The sequence below is a fragment of the Deinococcus aquaedulcis genome (genome assembly GCF_019693445.1).
GTDB classification, from domain to species: Bacteria; Deinococcota; Deinococci; order Deinococcales; family Deinococcaceae; genus Deinococcus; species Deinococcus aquaedulcis.
This window is the reverse complement of record NZ_JAHRBL010000009.1, coordinates 80780-98168: the sequence shown is the minus strand read 5'-3', so window position 1 is coordinate 98168 and position 17389 is coordinate 80780. Positions and strand designations below refer to the sequence as shown.

The 17389-nt window shown below is 68.7% G+C and carries 22 protein-coding genes, 2 tRNA genes and 1 other RNA gene; 12 read left to right on the top strand and 13 right to left on the bottom strand.

The genetic code is table 11. From position 1 onward, the window contains the following. The first annotated feature begins 98 nt into the window (after window positions 1–98). On the top strand, window positions 99–1373 hold the full coding sequence (gene odhB / locus KMW22_RS12060; RefSeq protein WP_221090295.1) for a 2-oxoglutarate dehydrogenase complex dihydrolipoyllysine-residue succinyltransferase: 1275 nt from the start codon (window positions 99–101) through the stop codon (window positions 1371–1373). 105 nt (window positions 1374–1478) lie between these two features. On the opposite strand, the gene KMW22_RS12055 is transcribed toward odhB, so the two are convergent. Both KMW22_RS12055 and KMW22_RS12050 read right to left on the bottom strand, forming a co-directional pair. Further along, window positions 1479–2684, bottom strand: a complete 1206-nt coding sequence (locus KMW22_RS12055; protein WP_221090294.1) for a permease prefix domain 1-containing protein — start codon at window positions 2682–2684, stop codon at window positions 1479–1481. Then, a complete protein-coding gene (locus KMW22_RS12050; RefSeq protein WP_221090293.1) occupies window positions 2681–3001 on the bottom strand; it encodes a PadR family transcriptional regulator in 321 nt (106 codons plus the stop codon). Before KMW22_RS12050 ends, KMW22_RS12055 begins: the two co-directional genes overlap by 4 nt. A 100-nt stretch (window positions 3002–3101) precedes the next feature. On the opposite strand from KMW22_RS12050, the gene KMW22_RS12045 reads away from it, so the two are divergent. Next, window positions 3102–3587, top strand: coding sequence for a hypothetical protein (locus KMW22_RS12045; RefSeq protein WP_221090292.1), 486 nt, complete (start codon window positions 3102–3104; stop codon window positions 3585–3587). A gap of 3 nt (window positions 3588–3590) precedes the next feature. Here the strand turns inward: KMW22_RS12045 and ubiE are convergent, their stop codons facing one another. From ubiE to KMW22_RS12030, 3 genes are read right to left on the bottom strand one after another with little or no spacing between them, the layout of a single operon-like run. Further along, window positions 3591–4310, bottom strand: coding sequence for a bifunctional demethylmenaquinone methyltransferase/2-methoxy-6-polyprenyl-1,4-benzoquinol methylase UbiE (ubiE, locus tag KMW22_RS12040; RefSeq protein WP_221090291.1), 720 nt, complete (start codon window positions 4308–4310; stop codon window positions 3591–3593). 46 nt (window positions 4311–4356) lie between these two features. Then, window positions 4357–4743: a GNAT family N-acetyltransferase gene (locus KMW22_RS12035; RefSeq protein WP_221090290.1), complete on the bottom strand. Its 387-nt coding sequence runs from the start codon at window positions 4741–4743 to the stop codon at window positions 4357–4359. Next, the gene (locus KMW22_RS12030) at window positions 4743–5933 is read right to left on the bottom strand and encodes a BioF/Kbl family PLP-dependent acyltransferase (protein WP_221090289.1); all 1191 of its coding nucleotides are present in this window, start codon (window positions 5931–5933) and stop codon (window positions 4743–4745) included. The genes KMW22_RS12035 and KMW22_RS12030 overlap by 1 nt, the downstream gene beginning before the upstream one ends. Before the next feature lie 65 nt (window positions 5934–5998). On the opposite strand from KMW22_RS12030, the gene KMW22_RS12025 reads away from it, so the two are divergent. Further along, window positions 5999–6529, top strand: a complete 531-nt coding sequence (locus tag KMW22_RS12025; protein WP_221090288.1) for a WapI family immunity protein — start codon at window positions 5999–6001, stop codon at window positions 6527–6529. 3 nt (window positions 6530–6532) lie between these two features. Here KMW22_RS12025 and KMW22_RS12020 read toward each other — a convergent pair whose 3' ends face one another. From KMW22_RS12020 to KMW22_RS12010, 3 genes are all read right to left on the bottom strand, one after another. After that, entirely contained in the window at window positions 6533–7042 is a 510-nt protein-coding gene (locus KMW22_RS12020) for a GNAT family N-acetyltransferase (protein WP_221090287.1), read from the bottom strand. Continuing rightward, entirely contained in the window at window positions 7039–7968 is a 930-nt protein-coding gene (locus tag KMW22_RS12015; RefSeq protein ID WP_221090286.1) for a carbon-nitrogen hydrolase family protein, read from the bottom strand. Before KMW22_RS12015 ends, KMW22_RS12020 begins: the two co-directional genes overlap by 4 nt. Before the next feature lie 197 nt (window positions 7969–8165). Continuing rightward, window positions 8166–8242 (bottom strand) — tRNA-Pro (locus tag KMW22_RS12010). A gap of 104 nt (window positions 8243–8346) precedes the next feature. Between KMW22_RS12010 and KMW22_RS12005 the strand changes: the two genes are divergently transcribed. Further along, window positions 8347–9582 carry an aminopeptidase gene (locus KMW22_RS12005; protein WP_221090285.1) on the top strand — a complete coding sequence of 412 codons (1236 nt, stop codon included), beginning with the start codon at window positions 8347–8349 and terminating at the stop codon, window positions 9580–9582. Between the two features lie 92 nt (window positions 9583–9674). Here KMW22_RS12005 and KMW22_RS12000 read toward each other — a convergent pair whose 3' ends face one another. After that, a complete protein-coding gene (locus KMW22_RS12000) occupies window positions 9675–10397 on the bottom strand; it encodes a carbonic anhydrase (protein WP_235692891.1) in 723 nt (240 codons plus the stop codon). A gap of 59 nt (window positions 10398–10456) precedes the next feature. Here KMW22_RS12000 and KMW22_RS11995 point away from each other — a divergent pair, with 59 nt between their 5' ends. Further along, a complete protein-coding gene (locus KMW22_RS11995) occupies window positions 10457–10825 on the top strand; it encodes a hypothetical protein (protein ID WP_221090283.1) in 369 nt (122 codons plus the stop codon). Between the two features lie 69 nt (window positions 10826–10894). Beyond that, the gene (locus KMW22_RS11990; RefSeq protein ID WP_221090282.1) at window positions 10895–11086 is read left to right on the top strand and encodes a hypothetical protein; all 192 of its coding nucleotides are present in this window, start codon (window positions 10895–10897) and stop codon (window positions 11084–11086) included. A 73-nt stretch (window positions 11087–11159) separates the two neighbouring features. On the opposite strand, the gene ffs is transcribed toward KMW22_RS11990, so the two are convergent. Continuing rightward, an RNA gene (gene ffs / locus KMW22_RS11985) (signal recognition particle sRNA small type) lies at window positions 11160–11258 on the bottom strand. 109 nt (window positions 11259–11367) lie between these two features. Further along, window positions 11368–11451: transfer RNA gene (locus KMW22_RS11980), tRNA-Leu, on the bottom strand. 184 nt (window positions 11452–11635) lie between these two features. Here KMW22_RS11980 and rpsO point away from each other — a divergent pair. Beyond that, window positions 11636–11911, top strand: a complete 276-nt coding sequence (gene rpsO, locus KMW22_RS11975) for a 30S ribosomal protein S15 (protein WP_221090281.1) — start codon at window positions 11636–11638, stop codon at window positions 11909–11911. Between the two features lie 70 nt (window positions 11912–11981). Here rpsO and KMW22_RS11970 read toward each other — a convergent pair whose 3' ends face one another. Next, entirely contained in the window at window positions 11982–12431 is a 450-nt protein-coding gene (locus KMW22_RS11970; protein ID WP_221090280.1) for a gamma-glutamylcyclotransferase family protein, read from the bottom strand. Between the two features lie 41 nt (window positions 12432–12472). On the opposite strand from KMW22_RS11970, the gene KMW22_RS11965 reads away from it, so the two are divergent. Further along, on the top strand, window positions 12473–12913 hold the full coding sequence (locus KMW22_RS11965; protein ID WP_221090279.1) for an NUDIX hydrolase: 441 nt from the start codon (window positions 12473–12475) through the stop codon (window positions 12911–12913). Between the two features lie 360 nt (window positions 12914–13273). On the opposite strand, the gene KMW22_RS11960 is transcribed toward KMW22_RS11965, so the two are convergent. After that, window positions 13274–13969, bottom strand: a complete 696-nt coding sequence (locus KMW22_RS11960; RefSeq protein ID WP_221090278.1) for an XRE family transcriptional regulator — start codon at window positions 13967–13969, stop codon at window positions 13274–13276. Between the two features lie 136 nt (window positions 13970–14105). On the opposite strand from KMW22_RS11960, the gene KMW22_RS11955 reads away from it, so the two are divergent. The 4 genes from KMW22_RS11955 to KMW22_RS11940 all read left to right on the top strand — a co-directional run bounded on the left by KMW22_RS11955 (window position 14106) and on the right by KMW22_RS11940 (window position 17057). After that, window positions 14106–14453, top strand: a complete 348-nt coding sequence (locus KMW22_RS11955; protein WP_221090277.1) for a hypothetical protein — start codon at window positions 14106–14108, stop codon at window positions 14451–14453. Between the two features lie 166 nt (window positions 14454–14619). Further along, window positions 14620–15762, top strand: a complete 1143-nt coding sequence (locus KMW22_RS11950; protein ID WP_328774682.1) for a S1C family serine protease — start codon at window positions 14620–14622, stop codon at window positions 15760–15762. Window positions 15763–15870: 108 nt separating this feature from the next. Next, on the top strand, window positions 15871–16332 hold the full coding sequence (locus tag KMW22_RS11945) for a multidrug DMT transporter (protein ID WP_221090275.1): 462 nt from the start codon (window positions 15871–15873) through the stop codon (window positions 16330–16332). A gap of 56 nt (window positions 16333–16388) precedes the next feature. Continuing rightward, entirely contained in the window at window positions 16389–17057 is a 669-nt protein-coding gene (locus KMW22_RS11940) for a hypothetical protein (protein WP_221090274.1), read from the top strand. The last annotated feature ends 332 nt before the right edge of the window (window positions 17058–17389 follow it).

Genomic DNA, 17389 nt, shown 5'->3' with positions numbered 1-17389 from the left:
AAGCCAAAGGGCGCGGCCCGCCCGCAGGGACGCCGCACCCGCCTCTGTTGCCGTTCCCGGCCCAGTCACAGGTCCCGGGGGGTATAACAGAAGGCGTTATGGCGGACATCAAGGTTCCTGTTTTTTCCGAGTCGGTGAGCGAAGGCACGCTGCTGGCGTGGCACAAGAAGCCCGGCGATCCCGTGAAGCGCGGCGAGGTGCTGGCCGAGATTGAAACCGACAAGGTGGTGCTGGAAGTCACCGCCCTGCAAGACGGCGTGCTGGTCAGCACCGCCAAGAACGAGGGCGACACCGTCCTGAGCGAAGAGGTGCTGGGCGTGGTGGGCGACGCGGGCAGTGCGCCGGCCCCGGCCCCCACCGAGACGCCAGCGGCGGGCACAGCCGCCAGCACAGCGCCCACGGAGAACCCGGCCGGCAACGAGGCCACCCGCCGCGACGACCTCTCGCCCGCCGTGCGCAAGATCGTGGCTGAACAGGGTCTGAACCCCGCCCAGATTCCCGCCACCGGGCCCCGGGGCAACATCACCAAGGCCGACGCTGTGGCCGCCGCGCAGGGCGGCCTGACCTACCAGGGCCCCCAGGACGCCGCCAAGCCGGTGAGCCAGCAGGCCGCGCCGCCTCAGCAGCCCAGCACCCCCGCCGTGATGCCCGCCGCCCACATTCCGGCTGGCGCGCGCCCCGAACAGCGCGTGCCCATGACGCGCATTCGCCAGCGCATTGCCGAGCGCCTGAAAGACGTGCAGAACACGGCGGCCCTGCTGACCACCTTCAACGAGGTCAACATGAAGCCGGCCATGGACCTGCGCAAGAAGTACCAGGACCAGTTTGTGGCCAAGCACGGCACCAAGCTGGGTTTCATGAGCCTGTTCGTGCGCGCGGCCACCGAGGCCCTGAAGGCCTTCCCGGTCGTCAACGCCAGCGTGGAGGGCAAGGACATCATCTACCACGGCTACTACGACATTGGCATTGCGGTGGCCAGTGACCGTGGTCTGGTGGTGCCCATCCTGCGCGACACCGACCAGATGAGCCTCGCGGGCATTGAGAAGCAGATCGCTGAATTTGCCACCAAGGCCAAGGGCGGCAAGCTGACGCTGGAGGACATGTCCGGCGGTACCTTCTCCATCACCAACGGCGGGACCTTCGGTTCCATGATGAGCACCCCCATCATCAACGCGCCCCAGAGCGCGATTCTGGGCATGCACAACATCATCGAGCGCCCCATTGCCCAGAACGGGCAGGTGGTGATCGCCCCCATGATGTACATCGCCCTGAGCTACGACCACCGCATCATTGACGGCAAGGAAGCGGTGCAGTTCCTGGTGATGATCAAGAACCTGCTGGAAGACCCCGCGCGGATGCTGCTGGAACTGTAAGGGGTGATGGTTGAGGGTTGAAGGGTGATAGAGAGGTCACCTTCGACCAACAAGAGGCAGGCTGGCGTGTTCGAACGCCGGCCTGCCTTTTTTGCTGTTGCCTTTTTAAGGGACTTCCAGGGTGTAGGCCACTAAGCCGTCGCGGCCCATGCGCACGGCTAGGCCCAGACGCAGCAGCGCCACAGCAGGCTTGGCGGCGCCGCTTGCGCCCAGCGCCTTCAGATCCCGCACGAAGCGCACTTGCGGTTGGGCGGAACGGAATGGCAGTTGTCCCTGGTCATCCACCGTCGCCAAGTCCATGCCCAGACCATTCACCCCCCGGAAAGCCACCGGGCGCAGCACGGCGTACACCTCGCCGGGTACACCCTGTACGTCAATGTGCTGGGCGAAGCTAGGCACACTTCCCCGCGATTCATGAGGCCGGGGAATCAGGTGGGCGCCGGCAAAGATGGTCAGCTGCGTGGGGCCGTAGAGCGTGGCTCCCAGCCGCTGCTCCACCATCGGCAGGACACTGACCCCCTCTCCGGGTTGCGCCAGTTCCAGCCGGAGGCGGCCCAGCCGCAGTACCGGGCCATCAAACGGGCGTTCCACGGTGAGCGGCTGGTTCAAGGTGGACCAGACACTGCTGAGGAGGATGTCGCTGCTCAACAGCCGCTCGCCGCCGCGCTCCAGCACCGGGCCCGGCCAGAAGTCTGGGCGCCCATTGCGGTTTGCCTGCTCAATCATGATGTCCAGGACGCGGTTGGTGCGGGGAAATTCGACCCTACCTGCTTCACCCGTTGCCTCCATCCAGCGCACCACCAAGACCTCTTCAGAAACGCTGGTCAGGGGGCTCTCCAGCCCTGCAGGGACCGGCACCGTTCGCTGAACCGTCTCCACCGTCGCCCCCTGCGCCTCCAGGCGGGCCGTCAGGCCGCCCAGCCCCACCCAGAAGTCCTGGGCGTGGGTACAGAGGGCGGCGCTGGTGGTGCTGCTTGGCCGACACTCTGGAAGATACGTGACCAGGGGCAGCTCTCTTGCGGTCTGGCGTGGCAGGGCCAGAAGGGTGCCCGCCAGCGCCACGCTGCACAACCCGCCCAGCAGCCCCAGCCTGGGCCACAGGTGCACCCGCCGGAGCCCGGCGGCCAGTGGCGCCGGCGCGCCAAAATCCTGCAGGGCGCGGCGCAGCGCCTCTTCTCTGGGCAGGCCCGTCACCTGCAATTCCGCTGTCCGCTCCAGAATGTTGCCTCGCAGCTCTTCGCGGACTAGTCGCCTTCGGCCCGCCGGCAGGCCGCGCGTGGCCCGGTTCAGAAACCGCTCAAGGCCATTCACCGGTTCCCCCAGCGCTCGGTCAGGCCCTGGTGCCAGCGGTGGTAGGCCTCCCGCTTGGCCTCCAGCGCAGCCTGCCCGGCTGGGGTGAGGCGGTAGTACCGCAGGGGGTGCCCGCCCCGGCTGCTGGGGCGGCTTTCGCTCTGCAGCCAGCCCCTCTGTTCCATGCGGTGCAGCGCCGGATACAGGGTGCCCGCATTCAGCGCCAGGTCGCCCCCCGTGAGCGTGTGCAGTTCCTTGGCCAGGTCCAGGCCGTACCGCTCACCCCCCTCCAGCAACGTCAGCAGCGACAGTTCCAGATCACCGTGATGAATTGGCATACATCAATATACGTTTTCGTTATTGGATTCCAATATCGGTTAGGCTATCTCTGACTTGGCCCGTTTCCCTCACCCTTCGGCCATCACCCATAATCCCCGTATGGATGCTCTTTCAGGCCGCTTCGGCGGTGTTGCGGATGGGGTGGCCCTGCAAGCCACCTGGGACGGCGAGCGCCTGAAGGGGCGCGTGGGCGGCTACACAGACGGCACCGACGTGACGGTGTGGATTGACGAGGGCGTGCTGCTGGGCCGCGTGGGCGGTATCACCCACGGCTTTGACGTGCGCGCGCAGATTGCAGCGGGCGTGATGACCGTGCGCCTGGGGGGCTACACCGAGGGCGTGGACGTGACCCTGAATTTCACCCCGGACACGGTAACGGGCCGCTACGGCACCTTCACCGATGGCCTGGACGTCAACCTGCGCCACTACGCAGGCGAGGTGCGCGGGCGCTTCGGGTCGTTCACGCGGGGGGTGGACGCCCGCATGGACCTGGGCGCGGTGCCCTTTCCGCTGGGCGCCCTGCTGATGGCCTGCGCCCTGCGCCTGTGGCTGGGCCAGGGCCGGCTTCTCAGCGCCAGCCGCTGAGCCCTACAACTTGTCGCCCACGTGAATGGCGGCAATGCCAAAGGTGAGCAGCCGGTGCCGGGTGCGAAAGCCCGTGGCCTGCATCATGCGTTCCAGGCGAGCGGGCTCGGGAAAGGCCAGCACGCTTTCGGGCAGATAGGTGTAGGCCCCGGCGTTCCCGCTGACCAGCGCGCCAATGCGCGGCAGGACATGCTGAAAGTAAAAGCGGAACAGCGCCCCGAACAGCCCGGGTCGGGGCGGGGGGAACTCCAGAATCACCGCCCGGCCCCCCGGCGCCAGCACCCGCCAGAATTCGGCCAGCCCGCGCTCGTAGTCCGCAAAGTTGCGAAAGCCAAAGGCACAGGTCACGGCGTCAAAGTGGCCGTCGGGGTAGGGCAGGTTCAGGGCGTCCCCCTCTTCCAGAGCGATCTTCAGGTGGCGGGCCTGGGCCTTCTCGCGGCCAATGGCCAGCATCTGCGGCACGAAATCGCTGCCGATCACCTCGGCTGCTGGGGCGCGGCTCTTGAGTTCCAAGGCAAAGTCGGCGGTGCCGGTGGCCACGTCCAGAACGCGGCGGGGCTGCAGGGCCAGCGCCTCCTGGGCCGCCGCGCGGCGCCAGCCCCGGTCCACGCCCAGGCTCAGCACCCGGTTCAGCAGATCGTAGCGGGGCGCAATGGCGGCGAACATCGCCTGCACGTCCTGCCCCTTGTCCTGCCGGTCGCCCACCGCTGGCCGCTTGGTCATGGGGGGCATGATAGGGCGCGCCGCCCGGGACAGGAGGGAACCCTGGTCAGTTCAGCCGCAGCAGACCCGCTGCTGTCGGCCTAAAACCGCAGGCCGCATGGAAGCCAGCCAGATGCGGTTCGTAGTCCACGTGCAACCACTGGGCGCCCAGATCGCGCGCCGAAGCTGCCGCCCGGCGAACCAGTTCGGTCCCGATGCCGCGCCGCTGCCAGGCCGGGTGAACGGTGGTGTCCAGCAAAAAGGCATGAACGCCCCCGTCCCAAGCGGCATGAACGAAGCCGATTAGCACGTCACTGTCATGGGCGGTAACCCAGGTCAGCGAGCGGGACAATATGGCCGGCCAGCCCTGGCCATCATCGTCGCCGCCCCAGGCCACCTCACGCAGCTGCCCCAGCGCGAGCGGGTCAACAGAGGCCCGAATCCGGTAATCCATCAGCCTCCAATCGTGCCCAGGGCGCGGCCCACCTTCTCGTAGGCGGCCAGGGCCTGTTCCAGATCGTCGCGGGTGTGCTCGGCGGTCACGATGTTACGAATGCGGGCCAGGGTGCGGGGCACGGTTGGGAAGCCCAGCCCCACAGCGAAAATGCCCTCGTCGAACAGGCGGCGGCTGGCCTCGAAAGCGGCGGGCGCTTCCCCGAAAATGACCGGCGTAATGGGCGTGACGCTGCCAAAGGTGTCGAAGCCCAGGCGCTGCAATTCCGCCTTGAAGAAACGGGTGTTGTCCCACAGCCGCTCCATCAGGGTGGGGTCGCGCTGCACCTCGTCCAGGGCGGCGGCCAGGGCCCCCACGGTGGCGGGGGCCTGGGCGGTGGAGAACAGGTAGGGCCGGGCGCGGTTGATCAGCAGCTGGCGCAGGTTGGCGTGCCCGGCCGCGTAACCGCCCACGCCGCCCCAGGCTTTGGACAGGGTGCCCACCTGAATCACGTCGTCGGCGTATTCAAAGCCGAAGTGGTGCACCGTGCCCCGGCCCTGCGCGCCCATCACGCCGCTGCCGTGGGCGTCGTCCACATAGGTCACGGCGCCGTACTTGCGGGCCACCTCAACGAGTTTGTCCAGCGGCGCCACGTCGCCGTCCATGCTGAACACCCCATCGGTGACCACCATGATCAGGCCTTCGGTGGGGTTCTCGCGCAGCACGCGGTCCAGGTCTTCGGGGTCGGCGTGCTTGAAGACCTTGCGGGTGGCCTTGGTCAGGCGCAGGCCGTCAATGATGCTGGCGTGGTTCAGCTCGTCGCTGACCACGAGGTCACCCTCTTTGAGCAGGCCGCCCAGCACGCCCTGGTTGGTGGAAAAGCCGCTGTGCAGCACCAGCGCGCTGCCGGTGTGCTTGAAGCCGGCAATCTGCTCTTCGAGTTCTTCGTGAATGCGCAGGGTGCCCGCAATGGTGCGCACGGCCCCGGCGCCCACGCCCCATTTCTCCAGGTACTCGGCGGCGCGAGCCTTCAGGGCCGGGTGGTCGGCAAAGCCCAGGTAATTGTTGCTGGCAAGGTTCACGACCTCGCGCCCGTCCACGGTGGTGCGGGCGTGCTGCGGGGCGTCAAGCACGCGCGGGCTGATCAGCAGGCCACTTTCACGCAGGCCGGAGAGTTCGGCGCTCAGGCGGTCGGACAGGGTGACAGGCATGGGGGCAGTGTACGGGCGTGGGGGCGAGTTTGTCCGTGCGGCAGGGACGGGTAAAATCAAGAGACATGCAGCTGCAGAACGGTGGTGGACTTCACCTGTCTCTCGAAATCCTGGACTACCAGTTCCCGGAGGCCACAGACGAATGGGATGCCAACTGGCTGAATGTGCGGCTAAAGCTGTCTTTGCCAGATGGCCGGCTCTGGGAGGTGGTAGACCCCTGCTTGACCGCGCAGGAGGCGCAGCGGCTGGGGACCTGGCTGACAGAGGTGGCAGAACACGCCCCGACCTTTATTGGCTGGCAGGGGGCCGTGCTGAGCAGCGAGGAGTCCTTCACCGAACCCTGCTTGATGATCGCGGCCCGCTCGCCCTGGTTCAGACACCCTGAGCGGGACGATCAGCTGCACCTACGCGTCACGCTGAGTTCAGAGTATCTGCCGCCCTTTGCCCATGAACTAAACCATTCACCAGCCTGGTCAGAAACCGGTGAGATCTTGGAATGCTGGCTCGACTTTCCCCTCACCGAGGAGGATCTGCGCAAGCTGATAGCGCAGTGGGAGGCACAGGTCAGCCAGTTTCCAGTTCGGCCCACACCCTGAAAGCTAAAGGGGCAGCCACATCCAGTGCTCTGCGTGCACCCGCCCGTCCCGGCGCACCGCGTCCGGCTGGGTGCCCCACACGCGAAAGCCGCAGCGTTCGTACAGGCGCCGGGCGGCGTGCTGGGTGTCCATGACGGCGAGGTTCAGGGCGGTCACGCCGGGCCACGTCTGCACTTCGGCGATGGCTGCGCGCACCAGCGCCTCGCCCACGCCCTGCCCGCGCGCCGCCGGGGCCACCGACACACTGAAAATGTTCACGCGGTGCGCCTGGGTCGGGGGCTGCTCGCGCATCAGGGTGAGCAGCCCCACGAGGTCACCCTTCAGGAAGGCGCCCAGGGTTACGCCGGGGGCGTCCGGGGCCAGGCGCTCGGCCAGCCGTTCAGCCGGCCACGCGGCGAAGTGCTCGGCGGTGGTCACAAAGGCGTCGGGGTCAGCGCGCAGGGCAGCGAGACGGGCCTCACGGTAGGCGGGGGCATCGGCCAGGGTCAGGCGGCGAATGCTGGGGGCGGTCACGCGGGCACCTCGGCCGCCAGGGGCACCACCTCGGCGGGGCCGGGGCGGCTCTGGCCTATTTGTCGGTCGCGCCAGTTCAATACGTGGCCGTCGGCGCGCACATGGCGGGTCAGGGCCAGATCCAGGTCGGCCACCAGCCAGCCCGCCTCGTTCCAGCCGCGCTGCGCCACCACGCCGTCGGCGGGCAGGCCGTTATCGGCGGGGGCGTAAATGCCGGCGGCCCCGTGGGCGTCTTCCACCGCGTAGGTCCAGGGGGCGTTGGCAATCAGGGGCGCGTGCAGGGCGTAGCACTGGTTTTCCAGCGCACGGGCCATGCTGCCCACCCGCACGCGCGTGTACCCGGCGCGGCTGCCGGTGAACGACGGCACCACCAGCAGTTCCGCGCCGGCTTCAGCCAGTTGGCGGGCCAGGGTGGGGAACTCGCTGTCGTAGCAGATGGCAATGCCAAAGCGCAGCGTCCAGCCGGGCAGCGGCAGGTCAAACACACGCACGCCTTCGCCGGGCGCAATCGCCCATTCCTCGGCCTCAAAACGGGTCATCAGCAGCTTGTCCTGGTGGGCCTGGGTGCCGCCCGGGCCAAACACGTAGGCGCGGTTCACAAAGCCCTCGCCCTGGGCCACCGGATAGCTGCCCGCCACGATCCCCACGCCGTGCTGGCGGGCCAGCCGGGCGTGTAGGGCCAGGAACTCGGGCAGGAAGGCCTGCAGCGCCGGGCGCATGCCCAACACATCGTGGTGAAGGTCGCGGGGCAGCAGGCTGATCAGTTCCAGCGGGCTGTATTCGGGAAAAACGAGCAGCTGCGCGCCCTGGGCCGCCGCCTCCCCCACCCAGCGCGAGAGCTTGGCCTCGTAGGCCGCCCAGCCCTCCAGAAAATCCACCGGATACGCCGCCGCCGCCGCCCGCACCACCGAGCCCTGTTCCGTCATGCGCCCGAGTGTAGGCCAGCGCCCCCACCGCGCGCCGCCGCCAGATGACCTAGCCCGCGTAAGGAGAGTGACCTCCAGGGGTGGCCCTCTGCGGCACTTGACCGGCCGTTCCGTATGCGTTCTCTCTGGGCTATCAAACAGCCGCCGAGCCCCCTACAGAAAAAAGAAAAAAGCCCCTCTAAGAGGAGCTTCTCTGCTGGTCGAGGCGGCGAGATTTGAACTCACGACCCCTACCACCCCAAGGTAGTGCGCTACCAGGCTGCGCTACGCCTCGACGGCCAGCCACAGAACTATAGGCAACGGGGGGGCAGCCGTCAAGGGCTGTGTCCGGCCCCGGCAGCCGCCCTGGCCCTGGGCCCCGCTATCCTGCACCCTGACATGACACTTTCTTTTGACGAGAAACTGCGCAACTACGCGCGGCTGGCGGTGCGGGTGGGTCTGGGCGTGCGTGAGGGCCAGCGGGTGCTGGTACAGGCCCCGGTGGAAACGGCGGCGCTGGCCCGACTGGTGGTGCGCGAGGCCTACGCGGCGGGTGCGAGCTTCGTGGACGTGCGCTGGGACGACGACGACGTGCAGCTGGCCCGCTTTGAACTGGCCCCGGATGGTTCCTTTGAGCAGATCAGCAAGTGGCGGGTGGACGCCGAGATCGAAACCGCCGACGCGGGCGGAGCCGTGATCGCCATCCGCGCCACCAACCCCAACCTGCTGGGCGGCGTGGACGCCGAGCGCGTGGCCACCCACCAGCGCACCCTGGCCGCTTACCGCCGCCCCTACACCGCGCAGGTGATGACCAACCGCCTGAACTGGAACCTGATCAGCGCGCCGGTTTCGGGCTGGGCGGGGTTGATGTTCCCAGACGCCAGCGCAGAAGAGGCCGTAGAGAAGCAGTGGGACGCGATTTTCGCCGCCACCCGCGCCGACCAGCCCGACCCGGTGGCGCTGTGGCAGGCGCATCTGGCCGACCTGAAGCGCCGCCGCGACCTGCTGACCGAGAAGGGGTACCACGCGCTGCACTTTCAGGGTGGCGACACCGACCTGACGGTGGGGCTGGCCGACGACCACGTCTGGGGCGGCGGCGCGGCCGATACCCCGGGCGGCGTCACCTTCACCGCCAACATTCCCACCGAGGAAGTCTGGACCGCCCCACACCGCGAGCGGGTGGACGGCACCGTGGTCAGCACTAAGCCGCTGTCGTACAACGGCACCTTGATTGACGGCATCCGCATTCAGTTCGAGGGCGGCCGGATCACCGGGGCCAGCGCCCAGCAGGGCGAGGCCGCGCTGCTGAAGATGATCGAGACCGACGAAGGCAGCCACCGCCTGGGCGAAGTGGCGCTGGTGCCGCACTCCAGCCCTATCAGCCGTTCGGGGCTGTTTTTCTACAACACCCTGTACGACGAGAACGCCGCCAGCCACATCGCCATTGGCAGCGCCTACCGCTTTAACGTGCGCGGCGGGGTGGACATGACTCTGGACGAATTCCTGGCCAAGGGCGGCAACGACTCCCTGACCCATGTGGACTGGATGATCGGCAGCGACCAGATGAACGTGGACGGCCTGACCAAAGACGGTGGCCGCGAGCCGGTGATGCGGAACGGCGAGTTTGTGATTTAGGCGGAGAGCGCAAGGCTGATAGCAGATGGCCGATGGCTCAGGGTTGCCCCTGCCATCGGCCATCTGCCATTGACCATTTGCTATAGGCCGCCCTATGGCCTTAAGTCCTCTTCTTCGGTCAGGAAATCCACGGCGCCGCTGCCAATCTCGTAGTAGGCGCCGATCACGCGGATCTGGCCGCTGGCCTCGGCGGCGCGGATCAGGGCTTCGCCGCGCAGGCGGTGCACCTGATGGCGGACGTTGTGCAGCACCGCCTCGCGCATGCGGGCCTTCTTGTCACGGATGGGCGACATGGCGCGCAGGCTGGGCTGAATGCGCCGGATCAGGGCCTGCAGATGGGGCGGTTCCTCGGCAATCTGGGATTCGGGCAGCAGGGCGGCGGCCACCGCGCCGCAGGCCTCGTGACCCAGCACCACGATCAGGTGAACGTCCAGGTGGCGAATGGCGTATTCCAGCGTCCCCAGGCCGGATTCCCCCACCACGTTGCCCGCCACGCGCACCACGAACAGCTGCCCCAGCCCCTGGTCAAACACCAGTTCCACCGGCACGCGGCTGTCGCTGCAGGCCAGCACCGCCGCGTAGGGGGTCTGCCCCATGATCTGGGCGCGGCGCTCGTTGGCGCTGACCTCGGGGCGGGTGGCGTGCCCGCTGAAGAAGCGCGCGTTGCCGTCCTTGAGGGCCCGAATGGCCGCCTCGGGGGTGGCCACGTCCGACTCTTTCAGGTTGGCGATGTCCGCCATGCTGGCCCCGCGCCGGATGGCGTCGAGCAGCCGACGCTCCAGGTCAGAGGCGGTGTGTTCGGCGGTGTCATCCATGCGCGGCATGGTAATGTCCGCGCCGCCGGCCGGGCTGCACCGGGTCTATCCTGGGGCCCATGAGCGAACCCGACGACCTCTCGCTGGCCGAGCTGCTGGAGCGCTACGCCACGCTGCGCGACACCCTGCTGGGCCTGGAAGCCGAGCGCGACGAACTGGGCGCGCGCATCAAGGCTGCGCTGCAGACCGGGCAGCAGGCCGAAACCGAGCTGTACCGCGCCGCCCTGAAGGTCTCGCGGCGGGTGGAATACCCCGTGGACCGCTTCCGGGAAACCTTCGGCGACGCCGCCGCGCTGGAGGTGGCCACCATTGACCGCAAAAAGGCCGAGGCGCTGGCTGGGGCCGGCGACCTGGACCCCGAGCAACTGCGCGAACTGGCGGTGGTGAAAGAAACCCAGGCGCTGGTGCTGCAGCCCAAGACCCGCTGACCGTGGCGGCTGACGGGCCCCTGACCCGGCGCAGACCCCACGGTGACAGGCGAGCGCGACCCTGGGCCCATGAGCCAGGACCCCGTCTCCCTGCTGTCGCTGCTGCACCCGGTTCTGCGCCCCACCCTGGGGCACGAGGTGGGCGACCCTGCCCCGCTGACCGAGCACTTTACCCCCCACGCCCACGTGTACACCGAGCGCGAAGCCCGGCAGGCACGCCTACGCCAGGCCCAGAGCGACCTGGACCGCCTGACCCGGTAAGAAGCTCGCCAGCCTCACAACAGCGCGCGGCCCCTCTTTAGGACGGGCCGCGCGCGTTGATGGCACTAAAAAAGCATTGCCGGTGAGCAGCGGCACCCGCGAATCATCCCTTATGGCTGCTGCCTTCCGGCCCTGACCAGGTTCAGGCGTTCACGCTGCGCTGCGCCAGCAATGCAGGCGGAAGCATAGCACAGGTGCGCTGGGAACAGAGGCCAGAGCGCCGCCCACCGGCACAAGGGCACAAAACGGCGCCGGCACCCTGATCAGAGTGCCGGCGCTTGTGGTGCTCGGGATGGGACTTGAACCCACACAGCTAAGCTACACGCCCCTCAAACGTGCGCGTCTACCAATTCCGCCACCCGAGCATCTCAGAGAGGCGAAGCCATACTAGGGGCGAGGGGGGCCCGTGTCAAGGTGAGGCCGCTTGCTTCTGTGCCCGGGCGTGCTATCCTCGCGTTTGCCGCCGCGAACGGTCAGGCCCCGGGGGTTCTCCCCCGTTTTTGCCGGGCTGGCGCGTGCGGGACGTTCATAACAAGAGAGGCATCACCCATGATCGACAAGAAGCAGACCATCCAGACCCACGCCAAGCACGGCACCGACACCGGCAGCACCACCGTGCAGATTGCCCTGCTGACCGAGCGCATCAACAACCTGTCGGCCCACCTGACCGCCAACAAGAAGGACAAGCATGGTCAGCGCGGCCTGCAGCTGCTCAACGGCCAGCGCCGCCGCCTCCTGAAGTACCTGGAGCGCACCAACTACGACGAGTACATCGCCCTGACCGATCAGCTCAAGATTCGTCGCGGCCAGCGCATCGTTCGCTAAACCCCGACTGAATGGTCACCGCCACCCTGCTTTGGGGTGGCAGTTTTTTGATGCCTGCGGCGCTGATGCTTTACCGCTCGCCGGGGGCCGGGCGGTCGCGGTGCGGCACGGCGCGCCAGTCGCCGCCCGGGACCGCCACGGCGCCGGGCTGCCCCAGCCGCCCCGTGCGGGCGTACACGTATACCCAGGCGGGCGCCTCTCCCCCACCTTCCAGGTGCAGGGTCACGAGCTGACGGGTGTACAGGGGTGGGGCGTCGTGCAGGCCTTCCAGGTCGTCCAGAAAGGGCAGGGCCTCACGCCACGCTTCGGGGGTGTAGCTCAGCAGCTGGCCGCGCACCTGGGCCTCTGGGGGGCCCGGCACCAGGGCGGGGTAAGCTTCGGGGCTCAGGTGGTAAAGGGCAAAGCCACGCAGCACCGCGCGCTGGGCGCGGAAAGAGCCACCCAGCGCCGCCACGTGGGCGTTGCGCTCGCCGGGCATCAGGGTGCCGTACACAAAGACGCCGCAGGGCCCTTGGGTCATGGCCGCCACTGTAGCGGGGCCGGGCGTTCTATGGTGGGGGTATGTCGCTGCACCAGTGTGCCGCCACCCTGCTGACCAACCCCCAGGGTCAGGTGCTGCTGGTGCAGCAGAGTTACGGCCTGCGCCTGTGGGGCTTTCCAGGCGGCGTGGTAGACCCCGGCGAAACCGCCCCCGAAGCCGCCGTGCGAGAAGTGCGCGAAGAGGTGGGGCTGGACGTGGAACTGAGCGGCGTGGTGGGCGTCTATCGCCTACAGGGCGGCGGCTGGCCGGACATTCTGGCCTGGGTGTTTACCGCGCGGGTTCTGGGCGGCACCCCGCGCCCCGATCCGGCCGAATTGACCGCCCTGGGCTGGTTTGCCCCCGGTGCCCTTCCCAAACCTCTGCTGCCAGACGCCGAAGCCGGACTGGTCGACTGGACCGCCGGCCGCAGCGGCGTGGTGCGCCCAGTACAGCGCACCCTCAGCCTGCCGCCGCTGGTCTGAGAGCAAAAGCCAAAGCGGTGGGATGCACCTTCCACCGCTCTGCGGGGTCCCCACCAGAGACAGGCGGCGCGGGCGGAGTTGAAGGGCGGCTTTTTGGCCTCAGGACGAATTCGGCGGAGGCTGTAAGACCACCGCTGAGCCCGCAACGGTTCAGGCCGGGCCGGCTGACCCGACCGCAGTGACCCGTGCCGTGCCGCAGAGAGTGGGCCCCCTCTGCGGACGGATCATTCCGACGGCTGCCATCTGGGGCGCTCCAACAACGCTTCAGGCCGATAGCCAAAGCGGCACCGCAGACGAGGCCCCCGTGACCAGAAAAGGAGCCCTCAACGCCTTGGGCCGTCTCCTCCCGCCTCGCCTGCCTTAAAGCCGCTGGCCGCGCGGTTGGTGAAAGTACACACGGCCCACCACCGTCGCTTCCTCGGGCTTCAGGGGCGGGTGGTCGGGGTTATCGCTGCTCAGCCACAGGTGATCGCTGTAGCGGCGCAGGCGCTTGACGGTCAGGCCCAGGCCCGGCACATGCAGCACGTAAATGCGGCCCTCGCGCAGGTCCAGGTCGCCGGGGTCCACGTACACGCGGTCTCCAGGGCGAATCCCGCCCGCCTCGGTGCTCATGGAGTCGCCCTGCACCTCCAGCACCAGCATGCCGGGGCGGTGGTCACGCAGGGGCACCAGTTCGTAATCAATCACGCGGCCCTCGGCCTCGGCGGTGGGCAGGCCGGCCGTGGCGAGGGCGCGCACCGGCACGCGCACCAGTTCCAGGGTGCTCAGGATGTCCTCGCTGGGGTGCGGTGCCAGAGGCCGCAGGCCGGTGCGGGCGGTCCACTCGCTGAGCGACAGGTTCAGCGCCCGGCGCAGGGCGTCCTGCCGCTCGGGGGTCAGGGCACTCAGGGCGCGCTCGCCCCGTTCCAGGCGGCTGAGATACGGCTGGGTCACGCGTCCGGCCTCGCCGCCGTGCTGCGCGGTGCGGGCGCACAGTTCGGCCTGCCCCAGACCCTGGCGCCGCCGCTGTTCGCGCAGCCAGAGGGCCACATCACTGCCGGGCACGGTGGTGGTCATGAGCGCAGTGTAAACGCCTGCCCCGAGAGGGATTGCATACCGGCGACTTGTTTTATGACTATAGACATATTATGCTGACAGCAGATCGCACCGCGTTCGTTCGTGGGCCCCTTTTTCCCTGCCGTCGGAGGCCACCATGCCTGACCCGTCTTCCCTGCCCCCCGCGCTGAGCGCCCTGGCCCCCCTGTTGCTGCTGGCCTTCGTGGCGGGCAGCTTTACCCAGCTGACCCGCGTGCTGTCCCGCCCGGGGCGACAACCTCTGCGCCGCACCGCTGCCCAGGCCCTGGCCGCTGGCGTGGCCGCCCTGACCGTCACAGCGCTGCTGAGTGCCGCGCTGCCAGCCCCCGTGGCCCCCGCGCTGCTGCTGGCCGCCGCCTGCGTGACTGGCTGGAGTGGGCCCGCCGTGCTGGCCCGCCTGAGCGTGTTGACTGAGCGCCAACTGGGCCTACGCCCCCCACTGCCCGGCCGCGACCCCGAGCGCTGACCATGCGCCGCCGGGCACACCGCCCTATCATGAAAAAGGCTGTCATTTGCATGAAATCTGCCCCAAGTCACATAGAAATGTTGGCCACAGCATGCCGGCCGCCGCTGACCGACAATGCGCCATGAACCTCAGGTCAGCTGCGGGCGGCGCTGTCCGCCCTTTCCTTGTGGCCCTGCTCTCTGCCCTGCTGTCGGCAGGCGGCGCCCAGCAGAGTGCCTCGCCCCAGAACCCCACCTCGGCCCCAACGCCAAATGCTCAGGCGCAAAGTGTTCAGGACCGCCGCGTGCGCACGCTGGCGCCTGCCTCGCCCCTGACCACGCAGGAGCAGGCCACCCTGCAGGGGCTGGTGGCCAAGGTGCGCCCCGCTACCGTGCGTGTAGAACAGTGCTCTACCCCCACGTGTACCAGCCGCGACGGCGTGGGCACAGGCGTGCTGATTTCGCCTGACGGTCTGGTGCTCACGGCCTATCACGTGATTCAGGGCGCCACGGTTCTGAGCGTGCAGACCGAAGACCGCACGCGCTACGTGGCCCAGGTGGTGGGCTACAACGATCAGGACGATCTGGCGCTGCTGCGGGTCTCAGTCCCGGCGGGCACACCGTACCTGCGCCTCGCCGCCGCGCGCCCGGCGGTGGGCGACATTGCCCTGGCGATTGGCAACGGGAACGGCGCGTTCCTGAAGACCAAGGTGGGCCGCCTGACCGGCCTGGATTCAGATGCGGGGCGCGCGGACTTTCCGCCCGGCACCCTGGAACTGAATGCGCCGCTGGTGCCCGGCGACAGCGGCGGCCCGGTGGTGAACGCCCGGGGCGAACTGACCGGCATCGTGAGCTACATCAGCCTCCGCCCGCAGTCGCGCCAGCCGCAGTCCTACGCGGTGCCGGTAACGGCCACCGACCCCCGGCTGGCGCAGCTGAAAGCGGGCGCCAAGCTGGACGCCCCGGTCATCGGCATTTTCCTGGGTGGTCCCTTTTCGAATCTGTTCTTCCTGCCCGCAGAGGGTTTCCGCGAACTGGCGCCGCTGCTGAAGCTGGGAGACACCCCCGGCGCCTTTTTCACCAGTGTGAGCCCTGGCAGCCCGGCTGCGCAGGCCGGCCTGCGGCCCCTGGTGCTGAATGCTGACGCCGAACGCGTCTCGGGTGACATCGTGACCGCCGTGAACGGCAAGCGCATTGTGAATTTCAGCGAGTTTCAGTTTGCCGTGCGGGCCTACAAGCCCGGCGACACCATCACCCTGAGCGTGCTGCGCGACGGCAAGCCGCTGGAGGTCAAGCTCACGCTGGCGGGGCGCAGCACCGTCCAAAACTGAGAACCACCGCGTGCAGATGGGGCCTCCGGGCCCCGTTTGTGTGCAGAGGGATCTTCATACTCTCGTAATAGACCTTGACAATTCTGCCCAGGGCAGAATAATGCAGCTATGGACACCCTGAAAAAAGCCGGAGCCATGCTGGCCCACCTGGAGCTGTTTCACCGCATGCTCGACCTGCGCGGCCTGCTGCAACTCGCCGCCCACATGGAAGAGCGCGGCGACCGCGTGACCCTGATCAGCCCCGCGAGCATCACCCTGATCGGCGCTGAGATGCACAGTGACGCCCAGGTGACCACCGCCAAGGGCGCCACCATTGAGGCCACCACCGCCTACCGCGTGTTGCAGGGCCTGAAAGGGCACGAAGCCCCCGAATACGCCGTGACCCGCGAGGAACTGGGCGCCCTGAACGCCCGCGCCGTGGCCGAACTGGGCGAGAGCGACGCCCTGCGTGCCTTTGAAGCCACCCTGAGCCGTATTACGGGCGCGCCCACCGAGCCTGCGGGCGAGCGCCCGGCCCGGGGCCGCCGGGGCGCCGAGGCCGACACCCCCACCGAGCAGCCCGCCGCCTGAGCCCGCCCCACGCCACCATCAGCCGCGCTTCACGTCCGCCCGCTAGGGTGGGGCCCGTGAAGCGCGGCGCATTGGCAGCTGTTCTGATGGTTTCTCTGGCGGGGGCCCAGGTGGTGGCAGGGGCGCCGGGACTGCTACTGAGCGGCGAGTACGCCCGCGCCTACGACGCGGCGCGTGCGGCCGACGATCCGCTGACGGCCAGCCGCGCCGCCGCCGCGCAGGCCGAGTACCGGGCCGGGGGCACGCTCTGGGTGACGCGGGCCGTGGAAAGTGGGCGGCAGGCCAGCCGCGAGCAGCCCCACAACGCCGACGCCGCCCTGGCCCTGGGCAGCGCCCTGGGGCTGCAGGCGCGCGCCGGGGGCTACACCCTGGGCGCCCTGAAAACCGCCCACGAGGCCCGAGCCGCCCTGGACCGCGCCCTGGCGCTGGCCCCCGGCCGCCCCGACCTGCAGGCGGTGCTGGCCGAGTGGCACGCCGGGGCCTGGGCGCGGGCGCGCATGTTCAGCGGCGGCAACCCAGAGCGCGCCCGCACCCTGGCGCTGGGCGCGGCGCGCGCCGCCCCGGACACCGTGTTCGTGCAGGCCCACGCGGGGCTGGCCCTGGCCCTGCTGCGCGACCCCCAGGCCCGCGCGGTGCTGGCGCGCGCTGCCGCCCTGAACGCCGACAGCGCCCTGGACCACGACGTGCAGGCCCAGGCCCGGCAGGCGCTGGGCACTCTGAAGTGACCACAGAACCCGGAGACCTTGAGGGCAGACCCCCGCAAGGTCTCTGGGGCGAACGAAGTGAGTGCCTGTCGGAGACAGCGGCGGAAGTGGAGTTGAGGGGCCGCTTGCGGATCCCAGGGGAGAACTGGCCGCCGCTCTGGTCAGGCTTCCGGTTCATCAGTGCTGGAAGAACGGATGAACCCGACCGGAGGGGCTCGCAGAGAGGCGTGGAGGCACCGGGTTGCCCCTGTGGGTGTACCGAAGTGGAAGGGCTGCAACGGATGATCCGGAATCCGTATGAATCGCGCGCGGTTGATCTGAAGGTCAACCGCGCGGCCTGAAACAGCGGCGCA

Coding starts and splice junctions, on each gene's coding strand:
- KMW22_RS12035 (WP_221090290.1), bottom strand. CDS start 4,743: ATGGATTACCGGATTCGGGCCTCTGTTGACCCGCTCGCGCTGGGGCAG.
- KMW22_RS12005 (WP_221090285.1), top strand. CDS start 8,347: ATGACACTTTCTTTTGACGAGAAACTGCGCAACTACGCGCGGCTGGCG.
- KMW22_RS11965 (WP_221090279.1), top strand. CDS start 12,473: ATGTCGCTGCACCAGTGTGCCGCCACCCTGCTGACCAACCCCCAGGGT.
- KMW22_RS12015 (WP_221090286.1), bottom strand. CDS start 7,968: ATGACGGAACAGGGCTCGGTGGTGCGGGCGGCGGCGGCGGCGTATCCG.
- KMW22_RS11995 (WP_221090283.1), top strand. CDS start 10,457: ATGAGCGAACCCGACGACCTCTCGCTGGCCGAGCTGCTGGAGCGCTAC.
- rpsO (WP_221090281.1), top strand. CDS start 11,636: ATGATCGACAAGAAGCAGACCATCCAGACCCACGCCAAGCACGGCACC.
- KMW22_RS12025 (WP_221090288.1), top strand. CDS start 5,999: ATGCAGCTGCAGAACGGTGGTGGACTTCACCTGTCTCTCGAAATCCTG.
- KMW22_RS12050 (WP_221090293.1), bottom strand. CDS start 3,001: ATGCCAATTCATCACGGTGATCTGGAACTGTCGCTGCTGACGTTGCTG.
- KMW22_RS11945 (WP_221090275.1), top strand. CDS start 15,871: ATGGACACCCTGAAAAAAGCCGGAGCCATGCTGGCCCACCTGGAGCTG.
- KMW22_RS11960 (WP_221090278.1), bottom strand. CDS start 13,969: ATGACCACCACCGTGCCCGGCAGTGATGTGGCCCTCTGGCTGCGCGAA.
- odhB (WP_221090295.1), top strand. CDS start 99: ATGGCGGACATCAAGGTTCCTGTTTTTTCCGAGTCGGTGAGCGAAGGC.
- KMW22_RS12045 (WP_221090292.1), top strand. CDS start 3,102: ATGGATGCTCTTTCAGGCCGCTTCGGCGGTGTTGCGGATGGGGTGGCC.
- ubiE (WP_221090291.1), bottom strand. CDS start 4,310: ATGACCAAGCGGCCAGCGGTGGGCGACCGGCAGGACAAGGGGCAGGAC.
- KMW22_RS12030 (WP_221090289.1), bottom strand. CDS start 5,933: ATGCCTGTCACCCTGTCCGACCGCCTGAGCGCCGAACTCTCCGGCCTG.
- KMW22_RS11970 (WP_221090280.1), bottom strand. CDS start 12,431: ATGACCCAAGGGCCCTGCGGCGTCTTTGTGTACGGCACCCTGATGCCC.
- KMW22_RS11990 (WP_221090282.1), top strand. CDS start 10,895: ATGAGCCAGGACCCCGTCTCCCTGCTGTCGCTGCTGCACCCGGTTCTG.
- KMW22_RS12000 (WP_235692891.1), bottom strand. CDS start 10,397: ATGGATGACACCGCCGAACACACCGCCTCTGACCTGGAGCGTCGGCTG.
- KMW22_RS11955 (WP_221090277.1), top strand. CDS start 14,106: ATGCCTGACCCGTCTTCCCTGCCCCCCGCGCTGAGCGCCCTGGCCCCC.